This is a genomic window from Acinetobacter schindleri, assembly GCF_010918895.1.
GTDB classification, from domain to species: domain Bacteria; phylum Pseudomonadota; class Gammaproteobacteria; order Pseudomonadales; family Moraxellaceae; genus Acinetobacter; species Acinetobacter schindleri.
In genome coordinates, this window is the sequence record NZ_CP044483.1 from 2,985,113 (window position 1) to 3,009,210 (window position 24,098).

21 protein-coding genes are annotated in these 24,098 nt (G+C 45.6%); 15 read left to right on the top strand and 6 right to left on the bottom strand.

The genetic code is table 11. From position 1 onward, the window contains the following. The first annotated feature begins 170 nt into the window (after positions 1-170). The 4 genes from alc (at position 171) to FSC11_RS14235 (ending at position 3,430) form a co-directional block, all read left to right on the top strand. Entirely contained in the window at positions 171-1,178 is a 1,008-nt protein-coding gene (gene alc / locus FSC11_RS14220) for an allantoicase (RefSeq protein WP_163167583.1), read from the top strand. A 254-nt stretch (positions 1,179-1,432) separates the two neighbouring features. Further along, positions 1,433-1,942, top strand: coding sequence for an ureidoglycolate lyase (locus FSC11_RS14225; protein WP_004813822.1), 510 nt, complete (start codon positions 1,433-1,435; stop codon positions 1,940-1,942). 72 nt (positions 1,943-2,014) lie between these two features. Continuing rightward, positions 2,015-2,737: a hypothetical protein gene (locus tag FSC11_RS14230; protein WP_163167585.1), complete on the top strand. Its 723-nt coding sequence runs from the start codon at positions 2,015-2,017 to the stop codon at positions 2,735-2,737. A gap of 135 nt (positions 2,738-2,872) precedes the next feature. Then, positions 2,873-3,430 (top strand): hypothetical protein, encoded by a 558-nt coding sequence (locus tag FSC11_RS14235; protein ID WP_163167587.1) that lies wholly within the window; start codon positions 2,873-2,875, stop codon positions 3,428-3,430. 77 nt (positions 3,431-3,507) lie between these two features. On the opposite strand, the gene FSC11_RS14240 is transcribed toward FSC11_RS14235, so the two are convergent. Together FSC11_RS14240 and FSC11_RS14245 are read right to left on the bottom strand one after the other, a co-directional pair. Next, positions 3,508-4,428, bottom strand: a complete 921-nt coding sequence (locus FSC11_RS14240; RefSeq protein ID WP_163167589.1) for a response regulator — start codon at positions 4,426-4,428, stop codon at positions 3,508-3,510. Between the two features lie 13 nt (positions 4,429-4,441). Beyond that, complete coding sequence (locus FSC11_RS14245; RefSeq protein WP_163167591.1) at positions 4,442-7,897, bottom strand: hybrid sensor histidine kinase/response regulator; 3,456 nt, start codon at positions 7,895-7,897, stop codon at positions 4,442-4,444. 204 nt (positions 7,898-8,101) lie between these two features. Here FSC11_RS14245 and urtA point away from each other — a divergent pair, with 204 nt between their 5' ends. From urtA to FSC11_RS14290, 9 genes are all read left to right on the top strand, one after another. Next, the gene (gene urtA, locus FSC11_RS14250; RefSeq protein ID WP_004813834.1) at positions 8,102-9,340 is read left to right on the top strand and encodes an urea ABC transporter substrate-binding protein; all 1,239 of its coding nucleotides are present in this window, start codon (positions 8,102-8,104) and stop codon (positions 9,338-9,340) included. Between the two features lie 82 nt (positions 9,341-9,422). Next, positions 9,423-10,343 (top strand): urea ABC transporter permease subunit UrtB, encoded by a 921-nt coding sequence (urtB, locus tag FSC11_RS14255; RefSeq protein ID WP_000365952.1) that lies wholly within the window; start codon positions 9,423-9,425, stop codon positions 10,341-10,343. A gap of 18 nt (positions 10,344-10,361) precedes the next feature. Beyond that, the gene (gene urtC / locus FSC11_RS14260; RefSeq protein WP_163167593.1) at positions 10,362-11,525 is read left to right on the top strand and encodes an urea ABC transporter permease subunit UrtC; all 1,164 of its coding nucleotides are present in this window, start codon (positions 10,362-10,364) and stop codon (positions 11,523-11,525) included. Continuing rightward, positions 11,522-12,280, top strand: a complete 759-nt coding sequence (urtD, locus tag FSC11_RS14265; RefSeq protein WP_163167595.1) for an urea ABC transporter ATP-binding protein UrtD — start codon at positions 11,522-11,524, stop codon at positions 12,278-12,280. The genes urtC and urtD overlap by 4 nt, the downstream gene beginning before the upstream one ends. Before the next feature lie 10 nt (positions 12,281-12,290). Next, on the top strand, positions 12,291-12,989 hold the full coding sequence (gene urtE, locus FSC11_RS14270; protein ID WP_004890856.1) for an urea ABC transporter ATP-binding subunit UrtE: 699 nt from the start codon (positions 12,291-12,293) through the stop codon (positions 12,987-12,989). Between the two features lie 242 nt (positions 12,990-13,231). After that, positions 13,232-14,275 (top strand): aliphatic amidase, encoded by a 1,044-nt coding sequence (locus FSC11_RS14275; protein WP_163167597.1) that lies wholly within the window; start codon positions 13,232-13,234, stop codon positions 14,273-14,275. Positions 14,276-14,301: 26 nt separating this feature from the next. Next, complete coding sequence (locus tag FSC11_RS14280; RefSeq protein ID WP_163167600.1) at positions 14,302-15,426, top strand: AAA family ATPase; 1,125 nt, start codon at positions 14,302-14,304, stop codon at positions 15,424-15,426. A 31-nt stretch (positions 15,427-15,457) separates the two neighbouring features. After that, the gene (gene fmdA, locus FSC11_RS14285) at positions 15,458-16,636 is read left to right on the top strand and encodes a formamidase (protein WP_001163819.1); all 1,179 of its coding nucleotides are present in this window, start codon (positions 15,458-15,460) and stop codon (positions 16,634-16,636) included. Positions 16,637-16,745: 109 nt separating this feature from the next. Beyond that, on the top strand, positions 16,746-17,042 hold the full coding sequence (locus tag FSC11_RS14290) for an FmdB family zinc ribbon protein (RefSeq protein WP_163167602.1): 297 nt from the start codon (positions 16,746-16,748) through the stop codon (positions 17,040-17,042). Positions 17,043-17,101: 59 nt separating this feature from the next. On the opposite strand, the gene parE is transcribed toward FSC11_RS14290, so the two are convergent. Together parE and FSC11_RS14300 are read right to left on the bottom strand one after the other, a co-directional pair. Beyond that, entirely contained in the window at positions 17,102-18,982 is a 1,881-nt protein-coding gene (gene parE / locus FSC11_RS14295; protein WP_004813846.1) for a DNA topoisomerase IV subunit B, read from the bottom strand. Between the two features lies 1 nt (position 18,983). Further along, positions 18,984-19,577 (bottom strand): YqiA/YcfP family alpha/beta fold hydrolase, encoded by a 594-nt coding sequence (locus tag FSC11_RS14300; protein ID WP_163167604.1) that lies wholly within the window; start codon positions 19,575-19,577, stop codon positions 18,984-18,986. 247 nt (positions 19,578-19,824) lie between these two features. On the opposite strand from FSC11_RS14300, the gene FSC11_RS14305 reads away from it, so the two are divergent. Continuing rightward, complete coding sequence (locus FSC11_RS14305) at positions 19,825-21,156, top strand: PGAP1-like alpha/beta domain-containing protein (RefSeq protein WP_163167606.1); 1,332 nt, start codon at positions 19,825-19,827, stop codon at positions 21,154-21,156. Positions 21,157-21,199: 43 nt separating this feature from the next. On the opposite strand, the gene FSC11_RS14310 is transcribed toward FSC11_RS14305, so the two are convergent. Then, positions 21,200-21,727, bottom strand: coding sequence for a disulfide bond formation protein B (locus FSC11_RS14310; RefSeq protein WP_071320130.1), 528 nt, complete (start codon positions 21,725-21,727; stop codon positions 21,200-21,202). A gap of 18 nt (positions 21,728-21,745) precedes the next feature. Next, complete coding sequence (gene gshA, locus FSC11_RS14315; protein WP_004890871.1) at positions 21,746-23,323, bottom strand: glutamate--cysteine ligase; 1,578 nt, start codon at positions 23,321-23,323, stop codon at positions 21,746-21,748. Between the two features lie 210 nt (positions 23,324-23,533). Between gshA and FSC11_RS14320 the strand changes: the two genes are divergently transcribed. Continuing rightward, entirely contained in the window at positions 23,534-24,073 is a 540-nt protein-coding gene (locus FSC11_RS14320; protein ID WP_004890874.1) for a DUF924 family protein, read from the top strand. The last annotated feature ends 25 nt before the right edge of the window (positions 24,074-24,098 follow it).

The following is a 24,098-nucleotide window of genomic DNA, read 5'->3' on the forward strand; positions in this document are numbered from 1 at the left end:
GCGAAAAGTGTGCCATTTTCCGAATCGTTTCAAATACCCAGATTCAAGTTGGCACATGCTGTGCATTATTTTTTAAAGAACTGCCTTGTTTTGGGGAGAAAAAACAGGGCATTGGCTATGTTTAGCCCGTAAAAAATGACAGTTGAATAAAGTTAGAATGGAAGATTGATATGGCGACCCTGTTTGCACCTGCTTTTGAAATACCTGCACAGTTACAGCAACTTACTAATCTGGCAGATGAACGTATTGGTGCAAAAGTATTGCAATGTTCAGATGATTTTTTTGCTGAAGCACAGCGCATGCTCCAATTTACAGCACCTATTTTTGTCGAAGATAAGTTCGATGATCATGGCAAATGGATGGATGGTTGGGAAACCCGCCGCAAGCGTCATGCCGGCTATGACTGGGCAATTGTAAAGCTCGGTGTTGCAGGAAAAATTAGTGCACTGGATATTGATACCACTTTTTTTAGTGGCAACTATCCTGCCTCCGCTGCAGTTGAAGCCTGCTATGCACCAGATCAGGACCTGGAGCAGGTTGAATGGCACCAAATTTTACCAAACAGTATATTAGGTCCAAGCCAGCATCATATTTTTCAAGTTGCTTCAGAAAACACTTATACCCATTTGCGTTTAAATATCTACCCGGATGGTGGTGTAGCCCGTCTACGCGTTTATGGGGAGGTCCAGATTCAGTTAAAAGACAGCAATGAAATTCTGGATCTGCTGGCATTGGAAAATGGCGGCCGTGTGATCGCCTACAGTGATGCGCACTTTGGTCATCCACGTAACCTGATTAACCCAGGCCGTGGCATCAATATGGGCGATGGCTGGGAAACTAAACGTCGCCGTGCTCCAGGTTTTGACTGGTGTATTCTGGCTTTAGGCCAAGCTGGAAAAATTGAAAAAATTGATATTGATACTGCACACTTCAAAGGTAACTATCCAGCAGAAGTCTCCATTCAAGCCGTCTATATAGAAGATGCGACTGATCCGCAATTGATTCCACAAAGTATGTTCTGGCCTTTCCTGCTTGAAGCCCAGCCCATGCAGATGGATCATGTGCATAGCTTTATCAATGAAATTCTGGCACATGAAAAGATTTCACATATCCGTGTGAATATGATTCCTGATGGCGGTATTAGCCGTATCCGTTTATGGGGAAAGGTAGCTGATTAATGCGATTGACCCTCCCTCTCCACAGGATGGTCAATCGAACAGCTGTTTTAACAGATGGCAGTGGACCTGATCTCAGAATCGGGTTCACTGCCAAACTTTATCCATACTTTCTGACAGATCGAATCCGCTCATTTACTTTCTACTCACATTTTCCTCAAAGTATCCTTCTTGCTTACTTAATATACAGGGATAAAATAGCGAGATTAATCAAGAAAGTTTTGTCATAAAAACATGCGTAAATGGAATGTAAAAGAATGAAAAATACCATCCAAATTCAGCTATTAACCAGTGAAAACTTTGCTCGTTTTGGTGAAGTCATCAGCTGTCAGGGTAATGACTATTTCCATATCAACGATGCACATACCGAGCGTTATCATGCACTGGTGATGACTGAAATTATGGGAGATGCCAAAGCGGGGATCAGTATTTTTAGAAATATTAAAAGTACACAAATTCCTTTTGAAATCTCCATGCTGGAACGACATCCGAATGGTTCTCAAGCCTTTATCCCCATGCAGGGACAAAAGTTCCTGATTGTCGTTGCGCCAAGTTTGGATACAGATACTCCGGATCTGTCTCAGCTTTGTGCATTTATTACAGATGGGACACAGGGGATCAATTACCGGGCAGGTACCTGGCATCATCCCCTGCTGACACTAGAGGCACCCAGTGATTTTGCCGTGGTCGACCGGATTGGTACCGGACATAACTGCGATGTCTATCAGTTTCCTGAAACTTTCAAAATTGAAGGAAATCTCTTCTAATCACAAGACCAATATTTACTTGAAGTATGCTATGGGTTTTATTCAGAATAAGAATTAAAACTGAGCAAAGCTATGTATAAATCTTTAGCTACTATCGCCCTGACTGCTTTGAGTCCTCTTTGTTTTTCAGATACCCCCTTTCAACAGGAATTATGGGCTGGCTGTGCCAAAGTCAAAAGCTATGCAGCCACTGGCAAGCAATTCTATGATCAGAAACAGTATGCCAAGGCCGTTGAACAGTTTGAACAACAGGCAGCATGGTCAAGCTTTTGCAGTATGAATGTAGAAGATGGGGGCATTGCTTTTACCGAGCACGCAATGAGTACTGCGTTTAATAATGTTGGCCTGAGTTATGCCAAACTAGGCAAACCGCAATGGGCACGTGCCTGGTTTTCTGTCTATCCTGACGCTAAAAACAGCCAGTTCAACTTGAAACAGCTTCCTGCCCCAAAGCAAAGTTCTCACCTGTCTGGAAAATATGTACGTTACGCGGGTTTTGGGCAATGGAATACTATTGAAGTGAAACGTACTGCAAAGTCCTATGCACTAGAATTTAATGGCTTATATATGGGAATTCGCAGTCTGATTTATGGACCGAATATCGGTAAATTCCAGACCACCATGCCATTTAATCAAACTCAAACCAGCTATCGTGCAAATGACTGTAAAATTGATTTGGATTTTAAATTTGATTCAAAAGTTGGGCAGCAGCTTCATGTAAAAGAAACTAACATCATGAGTTGTGGTTTTGGTCATAATGTGTCGGCGAGTGGAGTTTATTTAAAGGTGGAATAGCGCTTTTGAGCTTAGACATTCAGAGTGATTTTATACTTTAATTAAACTATTGAACCTTCAGAATAAGCTATATCTTGCCGAATTATTTTTTGTTATATACTCAAATAACTAAGAATAATTTTAAGAGCTAAAAAATTGGATTCCAACTTACTCGCATTAGGTAGTTTTATTACTAGCTTAGGCACATTGATTGTTGCTGTATTTGCACTTCATTCTTGGAAAAAACAGTTTAATAAAAGCCTACAACGAGATTTTGTTTTAGATGCGCTAGATACTATACATGCAGTCTCTGCATTGAATTTTAAAATCGTTGATAAATTCAATGCAGAGACAGAAAAAGATAATAATTTTCTACTTATGTCAGAATATTATTTGAATCCGATACCTGCTAACTATCCAAATTTACTAGAGTCATTAGGACATAGTATGATTAATTTAGACAAGGTTTTAAATCGTTTAAGCAAAATCCAAAATGATGAATATTTTGATACGCTTTCAGAAAAATATATTGAAATTATATCTGAAATTTACATGTTTTTTGAGTCTGATGAACTAATCGGATTTGATCATCCCGATATAATCAAAATCAGTGAAAAAGGTTGGACTACATCATGGTTAGATAAAGCCTTTGATAAAAAGCGAGTACTAGTATTTCAGATCGAAGAGTATTTATTAAAATTATTAAAAATCTAAAGAAAATTCCCTCTCCTTCTAGGAGAGGGTTAGGGTGAGGTCGTAAATCCTCCAAAGATTCCTCTACTAAGGGAAAACTAAGCCACTGCCTGATTCTGACAAGCTGACATGACATGCAATACCGCAGCCGTCCGTGTTTCTACATAGAGCTTTTCAAAGACATGCTCAAGATGCTTGTTCACCGTCCGCGGGCTGAGTTGCAGGATCTCGGCAATATCCCGGTTGGTCTTCCCCATCGTGACCCAATGCATCACTTCTGCTTCACGCGGCGTCAGGTTTGGACAGGCCTGCGCGATTTCCTCTGCGCTCGGCATTTGGGTCTGCTCTTTCAACTGCACCAAGACATGTTTAGAGATATGCCCTGCATACAGTTTGGTGAGCAGGTTAAGCTGTAACTGCTGATGGCCATGACCGTACTGACCATGCAGTAAGTGTGCTTGATCTGGCTGCTTGAGCAAGTCCTGTAGCCACTGATTCAAACTGGACTGAAAATACTGTACATCCACCTGATGATTTTTCAGTAATTCACTGACGATTGGGGTCTGCCAGATAATTTCACCTTCCAGATTCAACGATAGAATCGCACTGCCGGTTGCATCCAGCATTTGTCGCTGCTGATGCATCAGACGCGCCTGCAATAAATGAGTTTTTACCCGCGCCCGAACTTCATCAATATTTAAAGGCTTGGTGACATAGTCTACCCCACCGACCTGAAAGCCTTTGAGGATATGTTCGGTTTCTGTCAGCCCGGTCATAAAGATCACTGGAATATGTTCAGTCACTGGACTGGCTTTAAGCTGAGTGCAGGTTTCAAAACCATCCATCTCCGGCATACTGCCATCAAGCAGGATCATGTCAGGCTGAATGCGATGCGCAATTTCAATTGCATCAAATCCATTGGTCGCTACAAGTACCTGATAGCCAGCCTGATCCAGGCTCTCATGCAACAGACTTAGATTTTCAGGTATATCATCCACAATCAAAATACTTTCCAACATGTCCACCTTACCCCTACTTCAGCACATCTGCATGCTCATGAAGTCGCTGAATTGCTCTTTTAAAATCAAATTGTTTTAAATCCTGCTCAATCTGATGCCATATATCGTTATATTGTTCAAAGTGCTGGCCACATTCATGCAGGACATCTTTTGCCCCCCGGATAAAACCAATACTTAAATGCTGTTCCAGCTGAAGGACCGCCTCTGCCACGTTCAACAATGGAATGGATGGGTGCACTTCATTTTTGCTTTCAACCACCACCGTGGGGATCTGGGCTTCCTGATCAGCAGCTTGTTCTTGTTCTGGATTTTGCTCATGCTGATGCAGCCAGCTTAAGCCCAATTTATCACCAATTTTGTTTAATAATAAATTGAGATCGACCGGCTTTACTAAAAAGTCTTCGTTGAGAACATCGGTTTCCGGATTAATCCTCCGCTCATTGGCATCTGCAGAAATAATAATAATCGGTACATTGGTGATTTTATTCTGGCGCAGCAATTTCGCCGTTTCCCAGCCGCCCAGTAAAGGCATACTTAAATCCATCAAAATCAGATCAGGATTAAATTCTGGAACCTGACGCAAACAGGCTAAACCTGATTCTGCCTCTTCTAAAATAAAACCTAAGGGCTTAAGGAAATTCAGAACCAGACCACGGTCAGTCGCTTCATTGTCAACCACCAGTATTTTACGGCGTTCTCCGGTATAACCGGTTACAGTATTAGAGGCAACATCCGCGATCGGATGGATCAGGGATTTAGAAGGTAAATACAATTTGATTTTAAACACTGAACCCTGTTTTAACTGGCTGCTCAGGGTCAGCTCGCCACCGAGAATATCGACTAGGAGCTTCACGATTGGCAGCCCCAAACCCGTGCCAGCAAAGCTGCCCTGTACCACATTACGACCACGCTCAAAAGGCTGGAAGATCCGCTCAACATCCGACTCAGCAATCCCACAACCGGTATCCTGAATTTCAAAATAAGCGGTCTGAAAACGGTAATCGACCTTAAATTTGACTTCCCCCTCCAGAGTAAATTTCAAAGCATTACCCAACAGATTAATCAGTATCTGTTCCAGACGTTTTTTATCAATACGGACATACTGTGGAATCTTGCTACTGATCTCCACATCAAAGTTCAGCTGCTTTTGGGCAAACTGTGGCTCGAATATATGCACGATCTGTTTAAGAAATTTTGGCAGGTCGATATTGGAATTTTCCAAAGAAATCTTGCCAGTTTCAATCCGTGCCAAATCCAGCAGACCATCAATTAGAGAAGTCAGATGCTGACCGCTCCGGCTAATCACCCCTAGGGCAGACTCGCCCTGTTCAGACAGTTTTTCCTGTTTCTGCAGCAGCTGGCTATAACCGAGAATACTGTTCAACGGTGTTCGTAGCTCATGGCTGATGCCAATCACATAACGGCTTTTGGCTTCATTGGCCTTTTCAGCCTGAATGCGGGCATCCTGCAACTGGCGATCGGTAACTTTATGCGCTTCAATCTCATCCATCAGCAGTTGAGTCTGGGTATTACTTTCCAGCTGTGCCTGACGTCGACTTTCATCATTCAGCACTAACCACCAGGCGGCTACACACAGTAGCAGGAACAGTACGGCATAGATTTTGACGAACAGCATTGTCAGCGCACCCTGCTGCTGTGACAAAGCACCCAGGCTGGCAGATTCCTGTAAATAAATCAGGCTCAGACTGACTGCCAGCACCACGCCCAAGACAAAAATCAGCAGGATATACAGACTTAAACGGGTATTAATATGTTGTACCCAGTATTTCGGCAGGAACCAGGCCGCAAAAACTCTGAGCTGTGAAGACCAGCGTGCATGCGGCTTACACAGGTCATGACAACGTGCTTCAAGCGTGCAGCACAGAGAACAGATCTGACTGCTATAGGCTGGACAACTGGCCATGTCTGCAGTTTCATAATCATGCTCACAGACTACACAGGTTTGGGTTTCGAGCAGCTCCAACTCAGGCTTTTCTTGACGTGCCAAGTAATATTTACCTTTGGTAAACCAAGCAATTAGCGGTACACATAACATCGCCGTACCGAGTGCAATAAAACCGGCCAAGGATCGGGCAATCTCTCCAAAAACGCCCCAGTAACACAGCATGGATAAGACCGATGCAATGATCAGGCTACCGACTCCAACCGGATTAATGTCATATAAATAAGCTCGTCGAAATTCAATTCCTTTGGGACTCAGTCCCAGTGGTTTACAGATCACCAGATCCGCAACAATGGCACCGATCCAAGCAAGGGCCACATTACTATATAAGCCAAGGACACGCTCCACCGCATGGATTACCCCAAGTTCCATCAACAGCAAAGCGATAAAGATATTGAATACCAGCCAGACTACGCGCCCTGGATGGCTATGCGTCAGACGCGCAAAAAAGTTCGACCAAGCCAATGACCCTGCATAGGCATTGGTAACATTAATCTTGATCTGAGCGATGCAGACAAATAAAACCGTCAGAAATAAAGCAATACCGGGATGATTGACCACCTGTTGATAGGCAATCCAGTACAGATAATTGGGGTTACTCAGTTCAGAATCGGCAACCAGATACTGCATTGCCAGCGCCATAAGTAGCATACCCATGAATATCTTGATAAATCCGCCCAGAATCCAAGCTGGTCCACCTAAAAAGACTGCCCAATTCCATTTACGCTGAATATGTTTTTTATCAGGTAAAAATCGCAGATAATCCGCCTGTTCTCCGATCTGGGTGATCAAGGCAAAGAGCACCGTGCAGGATGCACCAAAAAAAGACAGATTAAAGGCAGCGCTCTGACTTTTTGCGCCCTCAATCAATGCAAGATTGCTGATCAAATCAGGTTGTTTCACCAAGACAAAGCACCATGGTAATAAAAGCAGAAATAACCAGAGTGGTTGGGTGATGGCCTGCACCTTATTGATGAAGCCAATACCTTTGACCACCAATGGCAAAATCACCAGTGCTGAAATCAGGTAGCCAATACTCAGGGGTATCCCTAAGCCTAGCTCCAATGCCAGCGCCATGATGGCGGCTTCAAAGGCGAGAAAGATAAAGGTGAAACTGGCATAAATGACCGAGGTAATGGAGGAGCCAATATAGCCAAATCCGGCACCACGGGTCAGTAAATCAATATCGACATTATAACGGGCAGCATAATAACCAATCGGCCAGCTGGTCAGGAAAATGATAATCGCCACAACCACCAGGGCCCAGAAAGCATTACTGAAACCGTATTGCCAGAGCATGGTGGCTCCAAGTGCCTCCATTGCCAGGAAACTGACGGCTGCAAGCGCCGTGTTGGTCACTGTCCATAGTGACCATTTCCGGACGGATTTAGGCGCATAGCGCAGGGCATAATCTTCAATACTTTCATCGACCACCCAGGTATTGTATTTACGCCGGGTATGAATGACGCGCTGCGGTGCCTGACTGGTATTGGCTGTTGGGTCCATACAGATCAAATAAAGCTAAATATCTGCTCTTAAAAGCAATAACTATGCCCAGCCTATCAGTATCTAAAAATAATCCGACTGAAGGTTATATACGTAAAGTGACGTATATGCTCATTTTTTAACTCCCCTTAGGCTTAGTTCCATACCAAGCGCAAACCAATGATTAAGCGCATCAGCACATCTAATTCTATAGGGGAACCCGACATGAGCTTGAAATCAAAAGTAAAGACATCTGGATTACTGGCAGGTTTACTTGCTGTTCCATTCCTGCTGGCACCCGCACTGACCAATGCCAGCGTTCCTGCAACAGCAAAGGTCAATACCACCAAACTTAAAGTCGATGACAAGTTTGTGTATGTGGGTCAGTTGCACTCAGCAACCGGCACCATGGCAATTTCTGAAACCGGTTCGATTCAGGCAGAACGTCTGGCCATTGAACAGATCAATAAACAGGGCGGTGTTCTCGGTCGACAGATCAAAATTATTCAGGAAGATGGTGCTTCTGACTGGCCAACCTTTGCAGAAAAAGCACGTAAACTGTCTGAAAAAGACCGTGTTGCTGCAATTTTCGGTTGCTGGACTTCAGCCTCTCGTAAAGCTGTATTGCCGATTATTGAACGCAACAACTCTCTACTTTATTACCCAACCTTCTATGAAGGCTTAGAACAATCTAAAAACGTGATCTACACCGGTCAGGAAGCAACTCAACAGGTACTTGAAGCACTGAACTGGCTGGCAAAAGAGAAAAAAGCCAAAACCTTCTATCTGATTGGTTCTGACTACATCTGGCCGCGTACCACCATGAAAATTGCCCGTACCCACATCGAGAAAGTACTGAAAGGTAAAGTGGTTGGCGAAGAATACTATCCATTGGGCCATACACAATTCGGTTCCCTCATCAACAAAACCAAACTGCGTAAACCAGATGCCATCTTTGCAGCAGTCGTGGGCGGTTCAAACGTATCCTTCTACAAACAAATGAAAGCTGCGGGCGTAACAGGCGACAAACAGACACTGCTTACCCTTTCAGTGACTGAAGATGAATTGCTGGGGATTGGCGGCGAAAACATGAAGGGCTTCTACTCTTCAATGAAATATTTCCAAAGCCTGAATAACCCCAATAATGCTGCATTCGTAAAAGCCTTTAAAGCGAAATATGGCCCTAAAGCGGTGGTAGGTGACGTAACACAAGCAGCCTACCTTGGTCCATGGTTATGGAAAGCCGCAGTTGAAAAAGCCGGTAGCTTCGATGTCGCGAAAGTGACTGCCGCATCTAAAGGCCTAGAAATGAAAACTGCACCTGAAGGCTATGTAAAAATTGACCCGAACCACCATTTATGGAGCAAATCACGTATTGGTCAAGTGCAACCAAATGGTCAGTTCAAAGTTGTTTACGAGTCTAAAGGTCTAATCAAACCAAACCCATTCCCTAAAGGTTACTGAGTTAACAGCCACATGATCAGGGGAAGCCATTCTCCTGATCTTTTTATTCCACACAATTTTTTAAAGCTTGGAGGATGATGCGATGGATCTATCATTTGCAGAATTCGGTGCAATATTTGCCATGCAAGGCTTTAATGGTCTCTCTGTGTTCTGTGTGCTGTTATTGATGGCGCTCGGCCTTGCAATTATCTTTGGGCAAATGGGCGTAATTAACATGGCACATGGTGAGTTTCTGACCATTGGTGCATATACGACATTTTTCATTTCCACACTGACTGAAAGTTTTTTCCCTCAACTCCTACCTTACTATTTCCTGATTGCAATCATTGCAGCCTTCCTCACAGCAGGCATTATCGGTTACATGGTGGAACGGCTCATGATCAGCCGGCTCTATCAACGGCCACTCGATACACTTCTTGCAACATGGGGCTTGAGCCTCATCATGCAGCAGTTGTTTCGTTCTATTTTCGGCCCTAAGGAAGTCAGCCCGACTCTACCTGACTGGTTAATGGGTTCTTATCAACCGACGGAAGCCATCGATATTCCAATCAACGGTTTATTCCTGGTGGGCGTCACCCTCTGTGTTACTGCATTTGTCTACTTTCTGATTTACCGTTCACGCTGGGGTTTACAGCTTCGTGCAACCAACCAGAACCGCTTTATGAGTGGTGCTGTCGGGATCAATACCAAACGTGTTGACAGCTTAACCTTTGCCTTGGGTTGTGGGCTTGCAGGTATTGCCGGTGCAGCTTTCACAACCATCGGTTCTACTGGTCCTACAGCCGGTTCGCTGTATATCGTCGATACATTCTTAGTCGTGGTCTTCGGCGGCGCTGCAAGCTTGCTTGGCACCGTTGCCTCTGCATTCAGTATCGCGCAAGCACAATCTATTCTGGAATTCTTCCTTTCTGGTTCTGTCGCTAAAGTCCTCACACTGGCTACAGTCATTATTATCCTGATGCTGCGTCCTCAGGGTCTCTTCTCAATCAAAGTACGTAAATAGGGATTCAGGAGAGATATTATGAAGAATCTAATGAATGCCTTTTTAGGCGGTAAAGAAGGTGCGATTGGTCTGGTGATTCTTGCGGTACTGATCCTGCTGGTCATGCCAATGTTCCTGGATATTTTCCGTCTGAATCTGATGGGTAAATATCTGACTTTTGCTTTTGTCGCAATCGGCCTGGTTCTGTGCTGGGGACACGGTGGTATCTTAAGTTTAGGTCAAGGGATTTTCTTTGGCATTGGCGGCTACTGCATGGCCATGTTCCTGAAACTTGAAGCTTCAGACATGCAATCTACAGCAGCGCAAACCACGCCAGGAATTCCAGACTTTATGGACTGGAACCAGATCACCAGCTTGCCAGGCTTCTGGGAACCTTTCCATAGCTTCGGGTTTACTTTGTTTGCCATCATCATCATTCCAATCTTGCTTGCCTTCATCATCGGTTTCGCGATGTTTACCCGTCGTGTCGGTGATGTGTACTTCTCGATCATCATGCAAGCCATTGTAGCGATCCTGACCATTCTGATTATTGGTCAACAAGGTTTCACTGGCGGCATTAACGGGATTACAGACCTGAAAACCCTGCATGGCTGGGATATCCGTACCGATGAAGCCAAATATGTCCTGTACTACATCAATGCCCTGCTGCTCATTGCAGTGATCATTATCAGCCGTTTTGTCCTCAGTTCTAAACTCGGTCGTCTGCTTTCTGCGATGCGTGACAAAGAAGAACGTGTACGTTTCTCTGGCTATGACGTGGCCATGTATAAAGTCTTCATTTTCTGTTTCGCAGCTGTGGTGTCATCTATTGGTGGTGCGATGTTTACCCTGCAAGTCGGCTTCATGTCACCAACGATTATCGGCATCGTACCTTCGATTGAAATGGTCATTCTGGCTGCAGTCGGTGGTCGTCTGTCACTGATTGGGGCAGTGTATGGTGCCGTTCTGGTGAATCTGGGTAAAACTTACTTCTCTGAAGCCTTTCCTGAAGTATGGTTGTATTTCCTCGGTGCACTGTTCATCGGTGTTGTCATGTTCTTACCGAATGGCTTAGCGGGTCTGTATGAAAAATATGTCCGTCCATTGTTCCTGAAAAAGAAACCGATCGACAGCACTTCGCCACCGCCAAGTAGTGATCCGGATAAAACGATCGATCCAATTGTAGAAGGAGGCGTGAAATGAATAAAGTCGGCGTAGAAATGAATAAACCGGTGCTGGTCATTGAAGATCTCACCGTGTCCTTCGACGGTTTCAAGGCAGTCAGTGATCTCAACTTCTATCTGGATAAAAACGAAGTCCATGTGGTGATCGGTCCCAATGGAGCCGGCAAAACCACAGTGCTGGATCTGATCTGCGGCAAGACCAAAGCAACGTCAGGCACGATCAAATTTAATGATATTGAACTGACCAAACTGAAAGAGTTCGACATTGTCCGTAAAGGGGTTGGGCGTAAATTCCAGAACCCGAATATTTATGAAAACCTGTCGGTCTATGACAACCTGGAAATGTCCTTCCCGCGTGGCCGTAATGTCTTTGGTGCGCTGTTCTTCAGACGCACCATAGATGTCGATGAGCGTATTCGTGAAGTTGCTGGCAAGATTTTCCTGACTGACCTGCTGGATACCTCCGCCGGTCTGCTCTCTCATGGCCAGAAGCAGTGGCTGGAAATTGGCATGTTATTGATGCAAGACCCTGAGCTGCTCATGCTGGATGAACCTGTCGCAGGGATGAGTGTGTCAGAGCGTGAGCAGACGGCGCAACTGTTGCGGGAGATTAGCAAAGGACGTTCTGTGCTGGTGATTGAACATGACATGGAATTTGTCAAAACCATTGCGGACAAAGTCACGGTACTGCACCAGGGCAAAATTCTGGCAGCAGGCAAAATGGACGATGTGCAAAATGATCCAAAAGTGATTGAAGTTTATCTAGGACACTAAGGAGGCCACTATGAGCGGATTATTAGAAATTAATGCTTTGTGTTCAGGATATAAACAAAGTCAGGTGATTCACGACCTGGAACTGAAGATCCAGCCGAAGGAAATTGTGGCAATCATGGGCCGTAACGGCATGGGTAAAACCACCCTGTTCAAAACCCTGATTGGTGATATTAAAAATAGCAAAGGTGAAATCAAGCTGGATGGCAAGAATCTGGAAAAACTGGATCCTTACCAGCGCGTAGAAAATGGTGTGGCTTATGTGCCGCAAGGTCGGATGATTTTCTCCACCATGTCCGTACTGGAAAATATCCAGACCGGTTTACCGGCTTCTGCGCACGGCAAAGTACCGGATGACCTGTATGAGCTGTTTCCTGTACTTTGGGATATGCGCAAACGTAAAGGCGGAAACTTATCGGGTGGGCAACAACAGCAATTAGCAATTGCCCGTGCTCTGGCGACCAACCCTAAAGTGCTTCTGCTGGATGAGCCGACGGAAGGGATTCAGCCCTCTATTATCAAGGACATTGCCAGAACACTAAAAGAGATTCGGGATCAGCGTGATCTGACCATTGTGGTCTCTGAACAGGTGCTGAGTTTCACCATGGCGATGGCCGATCGCTTCCTGGTGATCGATAAGGGCCGCTTTGCTTATGAAAATGTCCGTGAAAATGTCGATGAGACGACCATCAGTAAATATCTCTCTGTTTAATCTTCTTGGTTTAATCTGGTTGTAATTTTTCTCCACCTCCCCCGATTCGTCGGGGGATTTTTAATTTCTATTTCACTTAATTAATCGGCAGCTGATTTTAATATTTTATTTGATTATTCACATTTAAAAATTCTTTTCAGTCTACGCCTCCATATACGCAATTCAACGTATTTTGCTGTAACGCATTTCACGCGACACTCGAATCATAAAGTTGAATCGATAAAAGAGTTGGAGAAATTTGAATGCGTCACGGTGATATCTCAAGCAGCCCAGATACAGTAGGTGTAGCAGTTGTAAACTACAAAATTCCTCGTTTGCATACCAAAGCGGAAGTTCTTGAGAACGCAAAAAAAATTGCTGACATGTTGAAAGGAATCAAACAGGGTATTCCGGGTATGGACCTGATTGTTTTTCCTGAATACAGCACCATGGGCATTATGTACGACCATGACGAGATGATGGCAACCGCTGCCACCATTCCAGGCGATGAAACCGCGATTTTCTCGCAAGCCTGTATTGAAGCCAACGTCTGGGGCGTGTTCTCAATTACCGGTGAACAACATGAGGAACATCCAAACAAGGTGCCTTATAACACCTTGATCCTGATTAATAACAAGGGCGAAATCGTTCAGAAATACCGCAAGATTATCCCATGGTGCCCGATTGAAGGCTGGTGCCCAGGTGATACCACCTATGTGACTGAAGGACCGAAGGGCATCAAGATGTCACTGATCATCTGTGATGACGGTAACTATCCAGAAATCTGGCGTGACTGTGCCATGAAAGGCGCTGAACTGGTCGTGCGTTGCCAAGGCTATATGTACCCGGCTGCAGATCAGCAGATCAATATGGCGAAATGCATGGCATGGGCAAATAACGTTTATGTTGCTGTTGCCAACTGTACCGGTTTTGATGGGGTCTACACCTACTTCGGTCACTCAGCAGTAGTCGGCTTCGACGGCCGTACTTTGGGTGAATGTGGTACGGAAGAAAACGGCATCCAATACGCGCAATTGTCACTGCATGAAATTCGTGATGCACGTAAATACGACCAGTCACAAAACCATTTATTTAAATTGCTGCACCGCGGCTATACCGGTGTCTATAACAATGGTGACGGCGATAAAGGCGTTGCGGACTGTCCATTCGACTTCTACAAGACCTGGGTTCTGGATGCTCAAAAAGCGCAAGAGAACGTGGAAAAAATTACCCGCTCTACCATCGGTGTTGCGGAATGCCCAATCGGCAATCTGCCACATGAAGGCCTAGAAAAAGAAGCATCTTAAGTTTGGTCTGAGAGGAGGTATTCGATATGACATTTGCCAGCGACCGCATCAGTGCCAATCAGGAAACCCTGGCCAAACAGCGTTATGAGATGCAGAGCAAAGAACGTATTGCGCGTACCTCTCGCTTTAGCTTTGATCCTGAAAAAGTCATGCAGCATGTACGTGGTCATATCATTGGGCAGCGTGCCGCACTGGATGAAATTGAAAACATGCTCTTAACCGTCAAGGCAGATTTTAATGCTCCTACCCGGCCACTGGCAGTCACCTTGATGCTAGGACCGACGGGTGTGGGGAAAACCGAAACGGTTCGGCTGATTGCTGAGGCGATCCATGGCAAGCCAGATGCATTCTGCCGGATCGACATGAACACACTGGCACAGGAACATTATGCTGCAGCACTGACAGGTGCCCCTCCAGGCTATGTCGGCTCTAAAGAAGGCAATACCCTGTTTGATGAAGCCCATATTCAGGGCAGTTTTTCCAAGCCAGGTATTGTGCTGTTTGATGAAATTGAAAAAGCCAGTACCGAAGTCATTCGGGGTCTGCTCAACGTTCTGGAAACCGGAACCTTAAAGCTGACCGCGGGTACCAAAGTATTGGATTTCAAAAACTGCATGATCTTTATGACCAGTAACGTCGGCGCCAAAGATGCTCAGGCACGCTTAAGACAGCTGGCCAAGCTTCCAAAGCCTATTCAGAAACTGGCCCGACTGGCCAAACTGGATGACAGCCAGATTACCGAACGCGCCTTGTACAAGAAATTTGATCCTGAATTTTTGAATCGTATTGAACGTATTCTGCAGTATGAAGCGGTTGAAGCTGATTTCGCGCCAACACTGGTCAGTCTGGAAATCGAGAAACTGAATCAGCGACTCCGTAAGCAGAGCCGTACGGTTGAACTTACACCCGCTGCCACCCAGTTTCTGTCTACCGGACACGATGTTCGCTTCGGTGCACGAGGCTTGAGTCGCCGCTTTCGGGTTTTGGTTGAGCCACAACTCGCCAGATTTTTTATTCAGCATCCAGAAGCCGGTCAAATCATCATTGATTATGACGGCAAAACGATCCAGGTTCAGTCAGTTCCTGTTAAAAGCGTGATCGAAGATCCGCTGTTCATCATGGATGACACGGGCAATAACATCAAAAACTAGCTTTATTCGACCTCAACACAGGGGATAAAACATGCAACATATTAAAATTAAACCGGGGGTTCCGCTGGCAGAACAGGCGGAAATTGGACATAACCGCTGGCATCCGGATTTGCCATTTCTGACTTCGGTAAAACCGGGTGAAGAAATCCTGATTGAAAGTCTGGATTTCCTCGATGCTCAGATTAAAGATACCGATGACATTTCTGATGTCAAAAATGTCGATCTGACCCGTGCCCATCCATTAACCGGACCTTTCTATGTAGAAGGTGCTGAACCAGGTGACTTGCTGGTAATTGACCTGCTCGACATTCAGCCAATTTCAGATGTCGGTTTCTCTGGCGTATTTGCCAAGGAAAATGGCGGTGGCTTCCTGGCTGACTATTTCCCTGAAGCTGACAAAGCCATCTGGGACTTAAAAGGTTTATTTGCAACTTCACGTCATATTCCGGGCGTGCGTATTGCCGGCCTCAAACACCCAGGCCTGATGGGAACCTTACCCTCACATGACCTGCTAAAAGAGTGGAATCGCCGTGAAGCTTTACTGGTTCCTAAAGGTCAGGCTAATCCGCCTGATCCACGTACTGCTGTTCTGCGTGGCGTAACAGGTGCTGAATTCGACCGTATGGCAGCTGAAGCGGCACGTACTGTTCCACCACGTGAACATGGCGGGAATACGGACATTAAAGACCTGGCAGCAGGTAGCCGTATTTACTTCCCTGTCTATCAGAAAGGTGCTGGCTTCTCGATGGGCGACCTGCACTTCTCTCAAGGAGATGGTGAAATCGGTTTCTGTGGCGCGATCGAAATGGACGGTGTTACCCGTGTCGGCTTCGACCTGATCAAAGGTGGTATGGAGAAATATAATATTGATTCTCCAATCTTTGTGCCAAGTAATGTCCGTCCGGCTTATGACCAGTGGCTGACCTTTGAAGGCATCAGCGTTGAAGATGGCGTAAACCATTATCTGGATGCCACTGTGGCATATCGTCAGGCGTGTTTAAAAGCAATCAAATACCTTGAAAACTTCGGCTTTACCGGTTCACAAGCATACATGTTACTGACTGCGGCACCAGTTGAAGGCCGTATTGGCGGTATCGTGGATATTCCAAATTGTGCATGTACCGTATCTCTGCCAACTTCAATTTTTGAACAGAATATCCTGCCTCAGGGTGCGCTGAACGATGATAAGTTCTGGGGGCATAAACGCTAGATTTTACGATTTATTTTTGTTTTAGCTTCACAACGGGTAGTCATCCAACCTAAAGCCTTCGGCTACCCGTCTTTTTAATTTGAGGCCTTCATGCTACAGGAGTACAGAAATGCCGTTATATGATTTCCGCTGTGAGCATTGCGAGGGAATTTTTGAACAACGTGTTCCAATTGCCCGTATCTCAACCGATACGATTGAATGTAATTATTGCAAACAGCAGACTTTAGCTAAACCGATGATCACCGGTCATCAAAAAATCAATATGAAAAGTAAATGGCGCCCCTCTTCTGGCGCAGAACAACTTGCAGGGCCTCTGGTAGAAGGACCCGGTACCAATAAAAATAGCGCACGTAGCTCGGTTTTACATAATTGCCGCGGCGTTAACTGTTCTTTATGCGATGTCTAATCTTTATTCATAAAAAATCCCGCTCTGGCGGGATTTTTTGATTGCTTAAATTTGATAGTTTAAACCACCAGATCTGCCAGATTACCTTTCTGTTCTAACCAGTCTTTGCGGTCACTGGCACGTTTTTTTGCCAGCAATTTATCCAGTAAACCTGCAGTATGATGAGCATCATCTAAATCTAGTTGCACCAGACGGCGCGTATTTGGATCAAGTGTGGTTTCACGCAACTGGCTGGCATTCATCTCACCCAGTCCCTTGAATCGGGTAATTTGCGGATTCTTGGTTTTGCATTTTTTCAGGATGCTATTCAGCTCGTCTTCATCCAGAGCATAGTGCACATCTTTGTTGTCATCGATTCGGAATAAAGGCGGCATGGCGACATACAGATGCCCTTCTTCGACGAGCGTTGGGAAATGCTTCACAAACAATGCACAAAGCAAAGTCGCGATATGCAGACCATCCGAGTCGGCATCGGCTAGAATACAAATCTTGCCATAGCGCAGTTCAGACAGGTCATCCGAACCCGGATCCACCCCAATCGCAATCGCGATATTATGCACTTCCTGAGACGCCAGCACCTCATCAGAAGAGACCTCCCAGGTATTCAGAATCTTACCTCGAATCGGCATGATGGCCTGGAAGTTCTTATCACGCGCTTGCTTGGCTGAACCGCCTGCAGAATCCCCTTCTACAATAAACAGTTCTGACTGGTCCAGATCATGGCCTACACAGTCGGACAATTTACCCGGCAAAGTTGGACCCGCGACAATTTTCTTACGCTCAACTTTCTTGGCCGCTTTCAGACGGCGTCCTGCTTTGGAAATAGCCATTTCTGCCAGTTGCATGGCGATATCTGAATTCTGGTTCAGCCATAGCGCAAAAGCATCTTTGGCAATATTCTGCACCACCCCGACCGCTTCACGACTCGACAGGCGTTCTTTGGTTTGACCTGAGAATTGCGGTTCCTGGAATTTCAGTGACAGGATATAGTTCACGCCGTCCCAGACATCTTCTGCAGACAGCTTCATATTCCGCGGCAACAGATTACGTAATTCACAGAATTCACGCATCGCATCAGTCACACCCGAACGCAGGCCGTTGACATGCGTACCGCCCTGCGCAGTTGGAATCAGGTTGACGTAGGATTCCTGGATGCTTTCGCCACCTTCAACATTCCAGCAAATGGCAAATTCAGCACTGGCACGTTCGGCATCACCCGTTGCAACAAAAGCGGGTGCTGGGATGATCTCACGATCTTCCAGCTCATCCATCAGATAGTCGACCAGACCATTTTCAAACTGCCAGGTGATCTTCTCGTCATTAATCTGATCGATATAATTGATCTCTAAACCCGCGGCCAGAACAGCTTTGGCTTTAAGATTATGTTTTAAGGCTTTCAGGGCAAATTTTGGTGAATCGAAGTATTTGGCTTCTGGCCAGAACTGCACCGTAGTCCCAGACGCGCGTTTGGGTGCCTTACCTGCCAGTACTTCAAGTGGTGCAACCGGTTCACCATTTTCAAAGGCCATTTTGTACAGGTTACCCTGACGCTGGACGGCCACTTCGACACGGGTCGACAGCGCATTGACCACTGAAATCCCGACACCATGCAGACCACCAGAGAACTGGTAATTATCGGTACTAAACTTGCCACCGGCATGCAGTTTAGTCAGGATGATTTCAATCCCGCTCTGACCATATTCCGGGTGAATATCCACCGGCATACCACGGCCATTGTCTTCGACTGATAACGAGCCATCTTTATAGACTGTCACGGTAATTTTGTTGGCATGTCCAGCCAGTGCCTCATCCACAGCATTGTCAATCACTTCCTGCGCCAGATGGTTTGGACGAGTGGTATCGGTATACATGCCCGGACGACGACGGACCGGGTCCAGACCAGACAGAACTTCAAGAGATTGAGCCGTATATTGAGACACGTTATTCGGTTTCCTTTTTTATGCAGTCCAATAAAAACTGTAACACCAGCGGAATCTTCTCCGCAAAATCATCCATCCCGTGATTGCCATTGGCCTCAGTCATCAGCATCGCCGGAGGATGAGCAGCACTATAATAGCGATGTGCTTCACGATAATCCAAAACTTCATCGCCTTGTTGTAACAGTACCAGTATTTTGTCTGCATCTTGTGCAGTTGGCAGTGCCAGTCCTTCCAGCTGGTCAAGATGTGAATCGTCCAGACGCCAGTTCGGATGCACCTGTAACGGCAGCTCATCATCGAACAGTTCGCGGAACAGCTGCCATGGTCGCATGGCCGGATTGATCAGTACAGCCGGCACACTGTACTTGGCGACCAGATGTGTCGCATAAAATCCCCCCAGGCTACTGCCCACCAAGCTTACATTATCCAGTGACTCAATCAGTGCTGACATGTGCTGAATCGTATCCACAGGTGACATGTTCAGATCTGGCAAATGCACCTGAATTTGTGGATTTTTTTCGCAATACTGCCGAAGTAACTGGCCCTTGATCGAGGCAGCGCTGCTTCGAAAGCCGTGTAAGTAAATGACATTCATCAATTATTAATAAAAAACGCCTATATTTTAATCAAAATCTATTTTATATATCAGAGATGGATCATCGTTATCTAATCTGTTTTTGGTGAATTGTCCGACAAAAAACACACCAGTTCTTCACGTTCCTCGGTATTTTAAGAATATTCCCAGAAAAATTAGAAACATCAAAGTTCAGAAGAATTTATACCGCGAACATCTTTAAAAAGAAAGGTCTCAGATATTCGCATTGATGAAAGGAACGGATCCGATGACAAGCTTAACGCCATTGCATGAAACCTATTGCAAGTGGGATCGTACTCCTCCTACCCAGGCAGATGTACTGGAAGGACTTGCTCAGCTTGTTACCATGCGGTTTAATGATGTTGCCCAAGAACTGATCAAGACCATCCAGCGTGAAATCTTATATAGTTTCTTTGGTTTAAGTGAACGTCATTCAGAAAAAATCCAGAACCTGCCTGCCATTGTCCGGCTCTATCAACGTTCCTATGACCTGTTGTTCCACTATGGCAATACCATGGTTGCCCCTGGACTGCGCCGTATTATTACCAAATTTCCACGCCTGCATGACAAGCCGCTGACACCAAGCCTGCATTTTCTGGTAAGTGTATTAAATGGCATTATTGGCGACTATCTGATCAAGCATCAAAATCCGATGGCGTTGCCGATGGTGATTTATGATCATTATACCTTACTACAGCAGGGCGAATTGACGGGTCGAATTACTATCTTCGTGCATGGTTTATGCATGAATCATCTGACCTGGTCCAATCATAAGCATGAAGGCATTGGTGAAAAGCTGCTGACGCAGCGTGATAACAATACCATGTTGTACCTCAACTATAATTCCGGACGCCGTATCTCCGCCAATGGCCGTAGTCTGGCCAATACCCTGCATGACTTGATCACCCGCAATCCCGGCATTACCAGTATTGATCTGATCGGACACAGTATGGGCGGATTAGTTGCTCGTAGTGCCCTGTTCTATGGTAAACAGCATGTCTATGAATGGGTCAATATGGTCGACAATCTGGTCTGCCTCGGCTCACCACATCATGGTGCAGCATTAGAGCGCTTTGGTTTTAGCCTGCAGGATAAATTAGGACGCTTCCCGTTTGGAAAGATTATTGGTCATGTGGTGAATATCCGCAGTAATGGCATTCTGGATCTGCGCCACGGCAGTGTTCGGGATGATGACTGGGAACATAATGAAGTCAGAATTGGCCTAATGGATGATAACCGTAAACCGGCACCGATTCCGTCGCATATCCAGACCTATCTGGTGGCCGGTACAATTGAATATGAAAACCGGCATAACCGCACCCGCAATGTGATTGGGGATTATCTGGTCAGTGTCAAAAGTGCGCTCGGTGAACATCCAAACCCGCGTTTTCAGTTGAAAGTTCCAGACTCCCATAAAGCGATTTTCTATGGATTGAACCATTTTGAAATCCGGTTTCACCCACAAGTGGCTGAACAGATCGTGCGCTGGTTCTATCCGAGTGTGGAGGACAAAGTCTTTGACCAGATCCATGAATATATGATGGATCTGGAAAGTGTTGAAGGCATTGCTCTGACCTGATTCAGTTATAAAAAAAACCCTCAAATGAGGGCTTTTATTTGCATCAGTATTTATCTCTTAGGCGTTTGACTGGCGCCGTCTGATATTTACGGAATAACTGCCATAAACTGACCAGTAACAAGATACAGAAAAATACCAGTGACCAGACTGGTAAAGACTGCCCCAGAAAAGTCCAGTCCACTTTGGCACATTCACCTGAACCGCTGAGTACCTGCTGGAACACCGACTTCATTGGCAAGGTTTCTAGCCAGTAATCCAGACCCGGACCACAACTTGGTACTTTATCCGGCGGCAGGTTTTGCAGCCAGACATGACGTCCTGCTACACCTGCGGACCACAAAATACTCAGTGATCCTAAAAAGGCATACAGGCGTTTCATGCCATTTGCTTTCGGATTATGCAAGAAAGCAATGAAAGAAATAATCCCCAGACCAATCAGGCCAATACGCTGAAAAATACACAACGGGCAAGGCTCAAGGCCCTGCACATGTTCTAGATATAATGCAAATGCCATCCCCATCACGGATGCGGCAAATAACGCACCACTCACGAAGCGGTAACCCCATTTCATGGTCGATCCTCTTGTTTTTTATCGAAATTGAGCGAGATATTCAGCAAAGCTGATGCTGCTATCTTGCTCGAGTTCCTGCTGTTGCTGCAAGGACTTTTGTACTAACTCATCAAAATATGCAGTGGTTTTTTTACTGAGCTGATGCGCTTGATAAACCGCAGCATGCTGCTGTGCCAGCACCTGGCCGAAATGCCACATGCCACCCTGCTTACGGATATCACCCACCACAAGCGCAGAAAGTGTCGCATCGACTTCATCAACACGGATTTGCATGGTTTTCATGGCCGTCGTGTAAAGATTATTGCCATATGCTGCATCCAATAATTCTGCCAGCGGCTGCATGCGCGCCAGATGAACTGCACACCAGTCTTCGATTAGATATTTTTGACCATTTTCCAGAATAGCCGCATTCGGAGCACGACCACGATTGACCACTTCAGCCTGATTCTTTTCGATGATGTCCTGCTCATCGCTCAGCAGTGCCGGGCTGTCCTGCAATAAACAGTACAGTGCAACTACTTCCAGGAAGCCTGCGGTATGTTCATCAATCCCGATCGGGCTGTATGGATTGACATCCACTGCACGCAGTTCCACATAGCCAATACCACGATTTGCCAGTGCCTGTGATGGAGTTTCACCGGCTTCTGGCACCTGCTTTGGACGTACCAGACTGTAATATTCATTTTCGATCTGTAGCACATGATCATTGATCTGGATTGGTTGTCCTGCTGCATCTTCAAGGCCCAGACGGGTAAATTGTTTATATGGTGTTTTAACTGCTTTTTGCAGACCTTCCAGATAGTCCTGCAAGTTATTGTAATGAATACCGAGCTGCTTTTGGGCTGAGTTCTGATAACCGAAACGGCCCATGCGCAATGCAGTTGAATATGGGGTATATAAGGTGCCGCGAGTAAGTGGCAACAGCTGATGGTCACGACCGGTCATAAAGCATTGGCACACTGCCGGGCTAGCACCGACCAGGAACATCACCAATGGTGTCAGTCGGATAAAATTACGGATCAGCCCCATATAACGGTGGCTACGGTAATCCTGCAGGCTTAAGTTACGCAGTGATTCATCACTTTCGTTGGCCTGTAGCGCTTCGAAGAAATGATCCGGGAAAGACAGATTATAATGTACGCCCGAAATGGTCTGCATACGGCGACCATAGCGCACACCTAGACCACGACGGTAAAGTGTCTTGAATAAACCAATATTGGAAGAACCGTACTGCGCCAGTGGAATGCTGTCATCGCTGCTGTCGAGCATGCATGGCATCGACATCGGCCACAGCTTTTCTTCATCTTCCAGTTTGCGATGTACGATGGCATGGATATCCATCAGGTAATCCAAAGCGCCACGAATACTGTCTTTTGGCGGAGTAATAAACTCCATCAAGGCTTCAGAATAGTCAGTGGTGATATGCGGATGAGTCAGGGCTGAACCTAGTGCTACAGGATGCGGCCTTTGCGACAGAAAGCCATTACCTTGCATACGCAGGCTTTCTCGCTCAATTCCGCGCAGCATCCCCTTGATGAGCGACGAATCCACCCAAGTTGGTAATACAGCTTGGCTGGTCGATTCAGGTTGACTCATTACAATCTCGCTTAATGGGCTAAACTATTAAAATAAAATCATCATTTTATAAGAGTATAACGTGATTTTAGATCCGCACATTACACCCTGCCTGCTTTTCAGGCAAACCATTGATTTTAATTCCGCAAATTTTTAACACAAACTTTCTCTATAAGACATGTGAAATTTGTGATTTTATTAACAAATAAATGCTAATGAATTGTAAACCTTATGAATTATCAAGATATTTTGGACTTCTGGTTTAGTGCCGAGAACCAGCCGAACTGGTTTGCCAAAAGCGACCATTTCGACCAAAGTTTGACTGAGCAATTTTCAGAAATTCTGGAACAGGCAAGTCAGGCCGAATTATGGTCCTGGCGTAAAACTGCCGAAGGCCGTCTGGCAGAAATCATTGTTCTGGACCAGTTTTCTCGCAATATTTTTCGGGGTACTGCACGTGCTTTTGCCCAGGATAGCCTGGCTCTAGCTCTGGCACAGGAAGCCATTAGCCTGGATCTGGACAAGCAGCTCAGTCCGGAACAGCGGGCTTTTTTATATATGCCGTTCATGCACAGTGAATCCAGACTGATTCATGAATATGCCTTCAAACTATTTCAACGCCTCGGTAATCCGTCTAATCTCGAATATGAAATCAAGCATAAAATCATTATCGAACGCTTTGGACGCTACCCACATCGCAACCAGATTCTGGGCCGTGAATCTACCGAGGAAGAATTAAGTTTCCTGACCCAGCCGGATAGCAGTTTTTAGGTATTTTCAGGTACTGCTGTCGCTG